This is a genomic window from Clostridia bacterium (assembly GCA_017410375.1).
In the GTDB taxonomy this organism is placed as follows: Bacteria; Bacillota; Clostridia; order RGIG6154; family RGIG6154; genus RGIG6154.
The window spans coordinates 1-14,780 of record JAFQQW010000009.1; the positions used below are offsets into that span (position 1 = coordinate 1).

General features: G+C 42.2%; 9 protein-coding genes. 1 reads left to right on the forward strand and 8 read right to left on the reverse strand.

Features of this window, described 5'->3' with window-relative positions:
- Positions 1-163 precede the first annotated feature (163 nt).
- The 7 genes from IJE10_01085 to IJE10_01115 all read right to left on the reverse strand — a co-directional run bounded on the left by IJE10_01085 (position 164) and on the right by IJE10_01115 (position 13,456).
- Complete coding sequence (locus tag IJE10_01085) at positions 164-736, reverse strand: dipicolinate synthase subunit B (protein ID MBQ2966697.1); 573 nt, start codon at positions 734-736, stop codon at positions 164-166.
- A gap of 182 nt (positions 737-918) precedes the next feature.
- Positions 919-5,202, reverse strand: a complete 4,284-nt coding sequence (locus IJE10_01090) for a hypothetical protein (protein MBQ2966698.1) — start codon at positions 5,200-5,202, stop codon at positions 919-921.
- 105 nt (positions 5,203-5,307) lie between these two features.
- The gene (locus IJE10_01095) at positions 5,308-6,108 is read right to left on the reverse strand and encodes an undecaprenyl-diphosphate phosphatase (protein MBQ2966699.1); all 801 of its coding nucleotides are present in this window, start codon (positions 6,106-6,108) and stop codon (positions 5,308-5,310) included.
- A 36-nt stretch (positions 6,109-6,144) separates the two neighbouring features.
- A complete protein-coding gene (locus IJE10_01100; protein ID MBQ2966700.1) occupies positions 6,145-6,972 on the reverse strand; it encodes a recombinase family protein in 828 nt (275 codons plus the stop codon).
- 75 nt (positions 6,973-7,047) lie between these two features.
- Positions 7,048-12,036 (reverse strand): hypothetical protein, encoded by a 4,989-nt coding sequence (locus IJE10_01105; GenBank protein ID MBQ2966701.1) that lies wholly within the window; start codon positions 12,034-12,036, stop codon positions 7,048-7,050.
- 110 nt (positions 12,037-12,146) lie between these two features.
- The gene (locus IJE10_01110) at positions 12,147-12,320 is read right to left on the reverse strand and encodes a hypothetical protein (protein MBQ2966702.1); all 174 of its coding nucleotides are present in this window, start codon (positions 12,318-12,320) and stop codon (positions 12,147-12,149) included.
- 11 nt (positions 12,321-12,331) lie between these two features.
- A complete protein-coding gene (locus IJE10_01115) occupies positions 12,332-13,456 on the reverse strand; it encodes a Gfo/Idh/MocA family oxidoreductase (protein ID MBQ2966703.1) in 1,125 nt (374 codons plus the stop codon).
- A 192-nt stretch (positions 13,457-13,648) separates the two neighbouring features.
- Here IJE10_01115 and IJE10_01120 point away from each other — a divergent pair, with 192 nt between their 5' ends.
- On the forward strand, positions 13,649-14,491 hold the full coding sequence (locus IJE10_01120; GenBank protein ID MBQ2966704.1) for a cell wall hydrolase: 843 nt from the start codon (positions 13,649-13,651) through the stop codon (positions 14,489-14,491).
- Positions 14,492-14,575: 84 nt separating this feature from the next.
- On the opposite strand, the gene IJE10_01125 is transcribed toward IJE10_01120, so the two are convergent.
- On the reverse strand, positions 14,576-14,780 hold a 205-nt coding region (locus IJE10_01125; protein MBQ2966705.1), incomplete at its 5' end, for a GHKL domain-containing protein.

Sequence of the window (14,780 nt, forward strand, 5' to 3'; positions counted from 1 at the left end):
ATTCCGCTCCATTGCTTGCTTTTTGTCAATTTGAACTCTACCGTACCTCTGTACGCCGACGAATTCAAATTGACAAAATATAACTTCCTTTTTCTTAAGTCTACAGCGTGTCGATAGGTTTATCGACACGCTGAAAGGACTTTGCGTAAAGCAAAGTCCTTTTTTAAACCAATAAAGGCTGAATTTGCTTGTTTTCAAGAGCAGAGATAATTGTATCCGGCAAAAGTTCCATATGTGCCACCAGTGAGGTTGGTTTATCATACGGGTCATCCTGCCCGAAGGGCACAAAGAAAATATGCCGTTGATTGAATAACATTCCAATATTTTTACCGTTTCCCGAAAGCCCGTCGTTGGTTGAAACTGCAAGCACAACAGGCTTTGCATTTCTTAATGTCGCCTTTACTGCCATAGCAGGTGCTGTATCCGTGATACCGGATGCGATTTTACCTAAAGTATTCCCTGTGCAAGGGGCTACAACTGTTACATCATACAGATTTTTAGGCCCGATAGGCTCAACCTCCGGTATGGTGGTAAGTATTTTCTTCCCGCATATATTTTCCACATCGTTTTTAAAATCCGCCGCTTTATAAAAGCGGGTATCGGTTGAAAAAACTATTTCAGAAAAAATCGGCTGTACCTCTGCGCCAAGCTTACAAAGCTCTGTCATGGGCGCCAAGATTTTTTTTAATGTACAAAAAGAGCCGGTTACGCAAAACGCAATTTTAACGCCCTTCATTCCATTCACCTCTCCCCACCGCCCGGAGCACTGTTTGTGCAATAATTTCGCCCGCGGTTTGCGGTGTATAAATTCCCGGGAGACCGGACGCAGGAATTATATTTTTATGTTGCAGAAGGGCTGTCTCTAAATCCGCCCCGGCGGATTTAAGGACAAGTGAAAAAGCACCCGAAGGTGCTTTTTTATTTGGTTAAATCAACAGTACATACCTCACAAAGAGGCTCGAATTGCGTGTCGGATTTCCAGATGACGATTTTTATCTCTGTTACGTTATCCGTCAGCAAATCCGTAAACGAAACCGTGTTGTCCCCTTGCACGATATCTTTGTCTTTTCGCTTGCAATCCTTCATTACGCCATTCTGATACGAAACTGCAACAATTTTCGCATCGTTATACTGCGCAAGACTTGTTATGGTTGCTGTTTTCGTATTTGTATCATACGCGCACGAAAAAGCTTCAGGTTCAAGCTCAACATTAGCGCCTGAAAGGGTCATTTCTTCGGATGCAAAAGCATTTTCACCTCTGTATGCGGTTGCAGTAAAGGTAAAAGGTGTTTCGTCATCCATCGGTAAGATAAACTCAAACGGAAAGCTTTCATCTGTAGCTGTTTTTTCGCCTGTACCGTCATTATAGCTTATTACAAGCTTATCGATACCGTTTTCTGCGTTTTCGGCAGTTGACTGAAATCCTGCGTTTACATACGCGTAGGGTTTACCGGGTTCAATCTGAAGCGTATATGCATTTATATCATAGCCTGTTTCTGCGCTATATGTGTTTCCTCCAAGCATAGAAGACACAACTTTTTCGCTCAAATCCACATTTTTTCCAAGATAATCAGCCTTCTCGAAGGAAATTGCGGAAATAGCAGGTGCTTTGACATTTTCAGCATCCGCAGCAAGGGTCACAATTCCCATAGCAGGCAAGGTAACAGTAACTTTGCCGTTTGTAACAGGCAGTGTGGATGTATTGCCTGCTTTATCATACACCAAAACAGTATTCGCGACACCTAAATTCGCATCAAATGTAACAGTTGCCTGCTGTTCCGTTTTAGATGCATTGGTCAGCACAAATGCCACGCGCTTATCTTTTCTGGCACCAATCCAGTCAATCTGCTTATTGTCAATTGTGATAGTCCCTTTTTTAAGCCAGGGCCACATTTCTGTTTCATTATAGACCGTTCCGGCATCCGATCCATAGTGACGGTTATTAAACCATGCATAGCCTTGGGTGCGGGTATCCGGGAAATCCACCTTTCCGTCAGACAGCACATAAGCGTTTGCAAACAGATAATCCTGCACCAATGTCAACTGAACCGGAATATGGTGATAATATAGATTCGAGGTATCAGGTCCTTTGTATGGGAAATCTTTTTCACCGATATAGGTGCGGAAATATTCGTAGTAATAACCGGGATAGTTTGCGTATCTGCCCACTACAGAGGTCCTTGCAAAATCCATCATAAGCGGATCATTTGCGAGGTATCCCAAGCGCAAAAGCTCACCTGCCCAGGTGGAAAGCAGAATATTCTGGTTATCTCCGTTGTAAGTTCCTTCTCCTTCAAGACCTAAGCCCGGACGTGCTGCAACCCATTGCGGAATCGGTTCACTGCTTTGCTTCAAAGCCGTTTCGGCAATTCCCGACATATGTGCTTTGTTGTCCACAATAACATCAATAATACCAAGTCTTTCATAGAAATTGCCGCGCCAGTACATCCACGCACCAACGGGCGCTTTCATCCAGAATTTATGGATTTCGGCATCATCGTACACTTCCATAACATCCTTTTCGGGCATGGGCATACACCAGAAGGTTGGCAAAGCTTTTTGCGCCGCATTGATTGCCGCATCCAAATACTTTTGTTCGCCTGTTTCTTCGTACAGTTCAAGCATGGACTGGTATTGCGGATAAATCACACGATTGGAAAATTCATCTCCGGTATCATTATTTTTCTGAACATACACACCGTACTTCATATATTCTTCTGCTTTAGAAACCGTTTCGGATAAGTTTCCGTCGGTCATACGGCTAAGCCAGAGATATTCAGACGGGTTATATATTTTATGGGCTTGACCTGCACGCACATAGGTATTGCGAAGTCCTGAAGAAGCGATTGCTCTGTACACCGGCATCTGACCGCGGGTCATCAGATACGCACCTGCGTATGTCGAATTACCCATGGTGCCTATGCCACCCAAAGGAAATCTTTGTATGGGGCCTTCTGCATTATCCCGACCGGAATGCTTGTACCACATATGTGCAGATGATCTGCCCAATAGATATGCCATTTGAGGCAGAACACGACGCTCTAACATTTCCTTATCCTCTGTGAGTAAATAAAACTGCAGATATGCAAGACCGTCCGAGTTGGAAACCCAGTAGCTGTCTTCCATGTTATAGTGCGCCTTCGCATTTTCATCCCAACCGCTGTAATAGTCATCCATCAAAAGCTCGTACAGATTAAACGCGGTATCGGTCATGGAGCAAAAGTAGTTCTCGCGATAATCGTAAAAGCCTACAATATCACGCACCACATGCTTGTAGCCTGCATACCAGTCCCCGACGGTTGCCACCGGACGGTAAGTAAAAGTATATGTATCCTCCGCCGAAAAACGCCCGTCATACGAGCCCATTACCGGTGCAAAAAGAGCAGGTAAAATATCGCCATCGATATCGGTCAGTGCCATACCGAAGTTGGTTTGTTCGTAGGTTAAATCCATATAAAGCGGATTCCCGTTGATGTCTGTTGTATCTATTTTTTCACCACGGCGTACCCAACGGTAATCCAACGAATCTGAATCCACAGCCACACCGACAGAAAGATTTTTGTTTAAGAGACTAATTTGGGAAAGCGGTGTTGTAAGGGTTGCTTCGATGGTCAGTTCGCCTGCAGGCGGTATGCGCTTTTCCTGATAGTCAAAAGGCATCAGTACCGATTCAACATCTTCATTTTTCAAATCGTTTACATTGTTATACATACCAAACGAATAATTGCCTTCTTTTTTGGTTGTGAAAGTAACAGATACCTTAGGCTCTTTATCGGATGCAGAAAGCGACCAGATTGCTTTAAAGGATGCATAATCGTTCTCACCGCTGATTTCAATTTCGCTGTCCGATATTTTACGCATACTGCTTGGTACCAGCCAGCTGTTTTCACCACAGCTGTAAATATTACGGGTCTGAATATTTATAAGCTCACCTGAAGCATTTCTATAATTGGTACGATATAAAATCGGATATGCAGCCGGAATCGGATCTGCCTGCTCTGCATACACCACCATATATCCCAGTCCGTCTGTGTAGTTGTTCACAACAGTATTGCCGATTTTTGTTTCTCTCTGTACTGTTGTTTTTCCATCTGCAGTTGTTCCCTGCTTAAAATTCACCGTTACATGGTCATTTGAAATGGAAAGTGCAGATACATTTTCTGTCTGCTCTGCTTTGCCGTATTCAGGATACATGGTAGCCCGGTATCTGTCACTGCTTATATCGGGGGCAACACATGCCATTTCCACATGTGAAACCGAAAGCGGTACAAAATCTGCAATTTTAGTAATAACAATTGCATCGGTTCTGCCAAAGCTTGTATTCAAAGCTTTGTGCAATTCTAAATTGATTACACCATCTTCCACACTAAAGCTTTCGGACGGATAGGTCATTTTCTCAAAATCCCAGGCAGAGGTATGCTCTGATTCGGGATTCGGATCTTCTGCCGTCAGTCCAAATGAGCCAAAGTAACCGGACTTATTTGTGTTTTCGTTTTTACGGTACTCTGTACCGTTGATATTGAGCTTAAGCAAACGGGTTGCAGGCTGATAATCCGGAAAATCACAGGTGTGCATATACACATAATATGTGCCGTTTTCCACATCCAGCTTTGCAACAGCAGGATCATTGCTGCCCCCCAGTTCCATACACATTGTATTTCCCTGATACGCCCCTTCTGTCGTTGTTAAAGAAAAACCGCCAAAGGTGTTAAAATGTCTGGGCAGAACCACATAGCTTTCTGCACCAATAGGCGTGTCAAGCTTTAAATCGGATACACGCGCATAGGCTCTGCCTGTGCTTTGAATGTAAACCATATTTTCAGTATCCGGCTTAAAGGTGTGTGTGCCAAGATACACCCAGCCCATATAGGAAACATCTTTAATCTCACAGCTTTTTTCAACATTACCAAGCTTAACTGTAATCGTTCCGGTCACGTTCGGGCTTGAAGTGTGTGTCGGAATTCTGAAGTAGACTGCATACTCTTTTTCTTCCTGCACTTCCACCGTCCAGCCTGCTTTTGCGCCGGTTACGGTACTTAGATAGGTTTTGTTTCCGGCTTCCGTTTTAAGGCTTGAGCTTGTCCAGGTTCCTTCCTTAAAAAAATTTGCGCTCGTGGTATCAAAGGTTTCTGCCGCAAGGGCAAAAACCGGAGCAAACACCATAAGCGCAAGTATGCATAACGCAAAAAATATCTTTTTCATTTTATATCACCCGTAAAAATTGACTTTTTCTATCTTTTATTTTAGCAATTTTTCCGCAAGCATTCAATCGTAGATACTATACAAAATTTAACACAAACTATACAGTTATCGAATTAAGAATACGGCAATCACAATTAGTCCTAAAACAATTCTGTACCAGCCAAACACTTTAAAATCATGCTTTTTAACAAAGTCAGTTAAGAACTTGATTGCACACAGAGATACAATATAGGCTACCACCATGCTTAAAAGCAATACACCGATATCAGAAGCTGAAAGTGTACCGTCAAAGGTGATGATTTTCAAAAAGCTTACACCAAACATAACCGGGATTGCCAGAAAGAAGGAAAATTCTGCCGCAATATTTCTGGAGCAGCCAATCAGCATTGCCCCTAAAATAGTTGCACCCGAGCGGGAGGTACCCGGAATGATAGACAACACCTGAAACAAACCAATCAAAAGTGCGGTTTTGTAGGTCATGTCATTCATCGTGGTTATTTTAGTTTCCTTGTTCATATTTTCAACAAGAATAAAGCCGACACCATAAACAATCAGCATTGCAGATACAATCTGCCAGTTCTCGATACTGTCCATATAGTCGTTCAGCAGAAGACCAATTACGGCAGCAGGTAAGCACGCCACAATGACTTTGAACCACATTTGCCACGTATCCATCTTTTCTTCTTTCGTTTTAGACAAGGCAAACGGATTAAGTTTTTTAAAATACATGGTAACAACCGCCAAAATTGCACCCAATTGTATTACATACAAGAATAAATCACCGGATGTAAAGCCTTTGTTTTTTACAAATTCATTAAATAAAATCATATGCCCGGTAGAGCTTATGGGCAACCATTCGGTTATGCCCTCAATGATGCCTAAAATAACACCTAAAAACCATTCCATATTTTATCCTCCAATCATATTACATATTATAACAAATCAGCGCCGTATTGTCAATTTATTTTTAACTGCATGAAAGACTTTGTCTGTGACAATCCCCTCATGCGTTTTCAATACTGTAAACCATTCGGATGACGGAAGAATTTGTCTTTTTTTTAGCTTATAACTCATTCTTTCGGTCCTGTGCTGTGTCAGGTGTCCTGCATACGTCGGATTTTGCAGTATATTCCGTATCGTTACATCATTCCACAGCTCTCCGCCCGGTGCCTGAACACCTTGCCTTGTAAGGTTTCTCGCAATACCGCACATACTTTCGCCGAACAAAAACTGTCTGTAAATTTCCCGTACGGTTCTCGCCTCTTTTTCGTTCACACAAAGCATCCCGTCCCGTTTTTCGTAACCGAAAGGTGCTTTACTGCCGATAAATTTCCCGGTTTTCATTTTTGTATGTAATGCTGTACGCACTTTTTTGGAAATATCTTTTGCATACATATCGTTTATAACTGCACGGAATCCCAACATTTCATCCTGATTGGAAAAAGTATCAATGTTATCATTTACCGCAATATATCGAATGCCATGCATCGGGAAATAGTTTTCGATATAATAACCCGTTTTAATATAATCACGTCCCAGACGTGATAAATCCTTAGTGATGACCGTATCTAATCCGGGTGTTTTTAACATTTCCTGAAAGGCAGGACGTTCAAAATAGAGTCCGGAATATCCGTCGTCCGAAAACACCCGATACTCCGAAATGCCGTTCTTTTTACAATAATCCATAAGAAATTCTCTTTGATTTTCAATACTTTCAGACTCTTTTTTTCTGCCATCATCTTTAGAAAGCCGTAAATACAACGCAACCATACCATCACCTTTTAAAAAGTATGCACCAAAAGCTCTGAACATGAAAAAAAGGATTGCAATGCAATCCTTTTTTTGCTATTTTGTTAATGCCGGAAGCAACGGACGGAATGTGGATGTCTGATACATAACATTGCTCCACACAAACACTTTCTGATTGTCCTGAACCGTAATTTCTTTGCTGTTATTGATGCTGACAATCACATTTTCCGCATCAACAGATACCATTTTCCCGCTCACATCATATGTTGCAATTAAAACTTTACAGTATTTTGCGCCGTTACAGCTTACGGTGTAAACGTTTCCGTTCTGCGTCACTTGAATCGTATTATCATTTTTCGCGTTTGTGATATAGAGGTTATCCCAGACATACGGCACGGTCTGATTGGACACATTTAAAACATTCTGTTTTATGCCCAGGTAATTACCATCCTTATCGTAAACAGCCCAGTTGTCTATGTCTTCGTCTGTTATACCGGTATAAGGGTCTGCCAGCGAGAACTGTACCTCCCCATCCTGTGCGCTGTTTTTACTCTGTTCGATTTTAACATTGTCAAACAGAAGATAGCCACTCTCAGTTATATTTTCAGACACCGGAATATCCTTTACCTCCAAGTAACCGTTGAGGTAACAACCTTCCAATGCGTCATCCTTTAAAACATTCATGCCACCAAACGCTTCGGAGGTCCGGTTGTCAAGACCCATCACAATATTACCTGATGAAAGTGCTTCATCGGCATTCTGCAAAGTTTTAATATAGGGCTTTGCAGGAACAGGTTCAAAATTGGTTTTATCCGAAACAGCTTCAGTTTGAATCGGCACGGGCGCAATGGTGTATTCCTGACCAAGCTTACGGGTTTCGTTTTTAAACTCCGTTTCCACCGTAAACACAATTTTCTTATTCCTGTCATTTACCGGAATCCAGAATTCATAAGGAAACACGTTATCTACTACGGTATGCTCTTCGTCTTCACCCTCAAAATGCCAGGTCAGCGTTGTTTTTACAATACCGTTTTCCCCGTCGCCACCGCGGAGTTTTTCTGTATTTTCATTCGCGGAAAAATTATAGATTTCGGTTGATCTGCCACCAACGAAGATATAGCCCATGTAGGTTTCGGGTTCAAAAGCCAACGCATACGCCTTAACATCATACCCCTTGTTCACATTATAGCTGTAGCTACCGCTTTTATATGTGCCGTCGTCATTCAATTTGTAACTCGGCTCATACGTTCTACCTTCATACATAAGACCAAGCACAGACTCACCGAGATTTGTCTCCTGTGTTTCATCGAATTCAACGGTTGTATATGCAGGAGCATGTACGTTTTCCGCATTCACAGCAACGGTTAAGATTCCTTTTGCAGGAATTTCAATTGCAAGCTTGTTGTCCGAAACAACCGCTTCCGTAATGTTACCTTCCTTATCGTATACCGCAGCAATTGCACCGTCTGCAATACCTAAGTCAGCATTAAATACAACGGTATCCGACACCACTTGGTCTCCTGCATTGGTAAATACAAACGCTGCTCTGCCTTCTTTTCTGCCCGCAATCCAGTCGACTTGCTTATCAGAAACGGTAATTGTTCCCTCTTTCAGCCAGGGCCACATATCGTTTTCACGATAAATATTACCTGATTCATGTCCGTACATACGGTTGTTAAACCATGCATATCCCTGAATACGAGTGTTGGGGAAGTTTACATTTCCGTCGGATTTTACATATGCATTGGAGAAAAGATAGTCTTGCACAGCTGCTAAAAATACAGGTGCATGATGAAAATACAAGCTGGTTACATCATAGCCCTTGATGGGATACTCAGCCAGACTCGGAAGCTGTGTGTATTCGGTATAATAATACCCCGGATAATTTGCAAATCTGCCTACAATGGAGGAGCGTGCTAAATCCATCATCAGTTGGTCATCCGAAAGATAGCCAAGTCTTAACAAATCCCCTGCCCAGGTGGACATAAGGATATTCTTTCCCTCTGTACAGGTAGAAAGCTGTTCTACACCAAGCCCTGTTCGTGCGGTTACCCATGCAGGATATGCGTCTGCTGTATCTTTAAAGGTTATGGCATCATCCAGATAATCTACTACTGTATAATGATCATAGACAGAGCCGCTGGTTTCGTCTATACCATTTCCGCGTTTCTTTAAAAGTGCACCTCTACGATAACTTCTGCCATCGTAGGACCAGATGTAATCACGGTTTACTTTGTTCGATATCAATAGATTTTCGGTGTCCTCCACACGCATGTCACTTTTGCTTTCAGGCATATCGGTAATGCGAAGTGCAGGCAGAAAACGTCTTGCACTTTCTACAGCACCTGCAAGATACTTTTTATCGCCCGTAATTTCGTAAGCATCAAACTGTGCCTGGAATTGCGGTGTATAGCTGATATTGATAAAGCTTTTTACAGACACATCGTTGCTTGCAGAGGCAAAAGCTCTGTTGTGATACGCTTCCGCGTTGTTGAGTGTTTGGGTGTAATCGTTCTCGCCATTTGCCCATTCAAACCAATAAAGATCAGTTGTGTTTTGTAAATCCATGCCTCCGGTTTCCACCGTCGTAGTCATATTTCTGTATGCAGCAATATCTCTGTAAATAGGCATCATACCCTGGCTCATCAGATATGCCCCTGCATACGTCGCATTACCAAAGCTTGCTGATGTAAATTCAATTTCCTTATTCAAACCCGTTTCCGATTCACCGCGTATACTGTATCGACGGTGAACGTGCGGTCCCGAACGGGTCAGCATAGAGCCCATGGATTGCAAAGTCCGTTCATTCAGCACATTTGCATCCTCAGTCAGAAGATAATTCTGCAAATAGGCAAGACCGTTGGAGTTTGTTGCCCAGTAGGAGTCTTCGATGTTGTAGTGTCCAATCATTTCATCGCTCCAGCCGCTTAACTCGTCATCCATCAGAAAGTTTAAAAGATTAAAAGACGCATCGGTCATGGACGAAAAATAATTGTCTCTGTAGTCATATACACCACGGATGTCGGACGCTATATGGCTATATAAGTCATACCAACCCTGGTTTTCACCCCTTGAGGAAACCGTTGAGAGGGGCCTGTAAGCTATTGTATACGTTTCTCCTGCCTGAAAGGCCGAATCCACACTTGCCATTTTAGGCGCAAAAATTGCAGGCTGAACGCCACCGTTAAATCCTGTGGTATTCATAACAAAATCTGCATTTTGTTCGGTGTAATCCAATGTAATTTCTTTATATTCGGTTTTTAAAGTTTCCATGTTAAAATACGAGTCTTCCGCCCATGTACTTTTAACCGAATAAGATAGCCCGTCATGCGGCCAGCGAGATGCTTCGTATTCTGCACCTTTTACAGGCACGGTTAAGTCAATAGAGCTTTGGTCAACCGCAACACCTACAGAAATTTCCTGCCCCTTATCATTCATTTTATAGGTCATCTGTGTATGGTCTGTGGTGGAGTTTGTTTCGGTAATGGTTTCGCCTTCTGCAGGATATCTGCTCTCCTGCCAGCGGTAGGGATTTAAAATGTATCCGACCTTTTCTTTATCCACCTCGTTAACTTCGTTAAAAAGGCCAAGGGAATATTCACCGTCTCTTTTAGCAGTAAAGGTAACTGTAACTTTAGGCTCGAGATCATCCTCGTCTAAAGTCCATGTAGCAACAAGGGACATATATTGTCCATCTGCGGTCATGCGAACTGTAGAATCGTTTACCTGTTCTAAGGTGCTTGCAATCAGCCATTCGGGCGCACCTGCACGGAACACATTGGTTGTGCCGACTCTTTTAATATCTCCGTTTTCCATAGGCGCAAGCACATCAAAGCTTCCGTAATAACCGCCCGACTGATATTTTTTTACTTCGGCAGCATACATGGAAAGAAAACCGAATCCGTTTTCAAAGGGCGAAACAACCGTGTCTCCTACCAAAATTTCTCGCTGAACCACTTCTCTGCCCGTTTCCGAAATACCCTTCCGGAACGAAACAGTGGTGTGCTCATTTTCAAGAACTGCTGTATCAGATACGTTGCTTAAATCCCCCTTACCGCTTTCCGGAAAGGGAATTTTGTCCTCATAAGGAATCCGAAGCGGAAAATCCTCACAGAACAGCGTTGCATTTTCAACCGACAAATTGGTAGAAAAATTGGGGTCTTGCGTAAGTACAATAGCATTTAAGCGAACATACGGCGATATGGCGTTAACTTCCAGATTCAGCACGCCATCTTCGCCAACTGTGATTTTGTCAGCAGGATATGTCATTTGCTCCCACGCAAATACAGGTACTGCGTTACCGGCTGTTTTTATTGAGTCTTCATCTTCAGTTCCAACCAGATGTGTCCCGAAATACTGATTTTCATTCTTTTTGTATTCTGTACCGTTAATGGTCAGGGTAAAATTACGTGTACCTGTAGAATATTTAAAATCTGCACTATTTATAAACACATAGTAATCACCGGGTTCAATTTTGGTACCATTTACGGTTGCAGGGTCACCGGTTGCATCGTAGCTTCTTAAGCATTTTCCGTTGTATGCCTGTTCTTCAAATCCGACAGACCAGTCCACACTGGTGTTAAAATGCTCACTGGTTAAAATATAATCTTTCCCGGAGGATGGCACGAATTTCACATCTGTCAATCTTCCATCTGTAATGTTAATGGTTTCTTTTACATCACTTGAAAACTCCGCCTTTGCGACTTTAACCCAATAACCGCCGTTTCCTTCCTGCAGCAAGTATGTAATGGTCGCCTCTTTTTCTTTTGCATCGGCGATGGTCATGGTCACGCTGAAGTCAATTTTCGAAGTGTATCCTTTTTCATAAGAAGAAACATAATAATAGATGTCTGTCCATCCATCTACACTTTCAGGCACGGTAAAAAGGGCTGTGCCTCCGCCAATACCCGCAGAAGTGCCATTATAGCGTTTAAGACTTGTTTTCCCGTCCCAACCGCTGAATGTATCACAGTTTGAGGCGGTTGGCGTAAAAATATCATCATTCTCCTCGGCATACACAGCTGTAAACGGTAATATTGAAATCAATATACAGATGCACAGGAGAAACGAAATGCTTTTTTTCAAAATTCATCACCTCATCAAACAGTATCAATTCATTTTACCATATTTACGGATAAATGTAAATGCTGAAAATTGGCATTTTTTTGTCTAAAATTAATATTACAAAAAGAGTGTCAGGAATCCTGACACTCTTCCGCATTGATATTATGTTTTTTGGCAAGCAGGAGTAATTCCTGCTCATCTGCCGTTTTCAAACGCCTTAAATCTTCTGTGTTGTCACAAGCGGAGCAAACATAGTTTATAAGCTTACGCTCGATTTTTTCACGCAATTCTTCTGAATTAATCATCAAGCTTCTCCTTAAATTTCAGGAAAATCCACTTTGATTTCTTCACCACGTTTTGCAGATTCTTTAATCAAAGACAAGATTGCCTGATTTTTGATAATCTGTGAGGACGGAATGGGCGCCGGCAAATCAAACTTGATTGCATCTAAGAAAGAACGAACCTTACCCTCAAAGCACCAAACCTTATTCTTCTTAATCGGGATTTCGGTTTCTACCTGTTCGCCCTCTAATTCATAGTAAAGCTTTAAGGGCTTTTCAAGGGTGCCGTTCCAACAATCGGTGGACGGAATTCTTAAACCTGCTTTGGTACCCAATACCAATGTATCGCCTGTGGTATCCATATTCATTGCCCAGGGAATTCTAAAGTCTAAGGTAATGTCGCCTTCCAGACGTGCAAAACCTGCTGCAAAATCGTCCACTTCAAAGATATCGGCAAGCTCGGGAGCTTTTTGTTCTACATAACGGATATAGTTCGGATCTTTGCCGAAATGGTTGTAAGTTGTACCGGTAACAGTCAAGGGTTTCGGATAGTCCAAAGCATTCAACACTACATCCAAAGCATAGCAACCAATGTCGCCAAGGGCGCCGATACCTGCAGTTTCATCGCGAACAAAGGTAGTCTTATCCGTTCTTACCGGAATGCCTCTGCGTCTGCCGCCGCCGGTCTGGATATAATAAATCTTACCAAGTACACCTGATTGCAGAATTTTCTTAACTAACTGCATGTTTTCATCAAAACGGGGCTGGAAACCGATAGAAAGAATTTTTCCGCTTTCCTTTTCCGCTTTCATCATTTCAAAGCCTTCTTCTAATGTTACGCACATAGGCTTTTCCAGAAGCACATTAATACCCTTTTGTAAAGCCTCGATAGTACAATTTGCATGCTGACGATTGTATGTACAAATGGACACACCATCAAGCTTTAAGCTCTCGTCGTTTAACATATCGGTATGACTTTCATAGCATTTTGCATTTTCAATGCCGAATTCTTCCATAAAAGCTTTTGCTTTTCCGGGAACGAGATCTGCACCTGCTACTACTTCCACATCGTCAAATTTCACATACTGCTGCATGTGTGCATGCGCAATACCACCGCAACCGATAATACCAATTCTTAATTTTCTGCCTTCTATCGCCATTCTAAATTCCTCCTTTTTTTCTTGCTTGAATGTATTGTACTACACCTTTTTTTAAAAGTCAATATAAAATATTCATCAAAAATATAAGTTTTTTCTTTTTTTAGTAGTCTGTTTCGTTCTTTTTGCAAAAATGTTAAAAAAGTATTGCATTCTAAAACAAAGTGTGGTATAATACAATGCAGGAGGTGCTATATGTATAAAAAGATAATAGCTGTTTGCCTTATGCTTGTCATGCTGTTATCGGTTATTCCGGTACAGGCGCTTGACACATACGGCGGTTATCCCCTTCCTGTGGATCTGGAAGTAAACGACAGTTTTATTCGATGCGTACAGAAGCCGGTCTTAATCAATAATGTAGCCTACATCCCTCTTCGTGCCTTTGCCGATGCAATCGGTGCAACAATAATCTGGGATGATGCAGAAAAGGCTGCAACCGTTGTCAAAGACAACCACACCTTAGTTTTTTACTTAAATAAAGATTACAGCTTGTTAGACGGCGCGTACGGTCCGGGTATTGCAATCCACTACGGACTGATGTTTGTGCCCGCAAGAGCCATTTGTGATGCATTAGGCTACAGTGTCGAATGGGATGGTTTTTACTATGTGGTAGACATTACCGCACCGGGTGTTACAGTTCCCGAAGCTTGTAAGGATTATTCCTACAATTACGATGATTTGCTGTATCTGGGAAAAATCACACATGTTGAGTGCGGTGCAGAGCCTTTCGAGACAAGAATCGGTATTGCAAACACGGTTATTAACCGCGTTCGCTCTCCCCTTTACCCCAACACCATTAAGGGTGCGATTTATGACACCAAGCACGGTGTACAGTATCCACCCGCACACACAAGCCACATGAACCGAACCCCCTCGGTTTCCAGTATGCTGGCGGCAAAATGCGCCTTAAACGGAGTTGAGCTTGTGGGCGATTCGGTGGCATTTGTAAATGTAAAATACTTGTCATCCTCCTGGGCACACAACAATATGCAACACTATGTAACCTTAGGTATTGTGGCATTTTACAGATTCCCGTAAAGATTCACGAAACACAAATGGTGTTTCTCCCTTATAAAATATTCTCCAAAAAGAAAAAACGCAAAGCTTGCGTTTTTTCTTTTTTTATATTTTGTTATCATAAAGAGAAATGACAGCTTTAAAGAGTTTGTCTTCACAGGAAACGGAAACATCGCCGTTGTATTTCTTCGCTATATTTTCCATTGTAGAAATGCCAAAGCCGTGAAGCTTTTTGTCCGCTTTTGTTGTTTTTAAATTTTCGGTATCTAAATCCTCTGCAACGGGATTGGTAACCGTCATCAAAAGCATC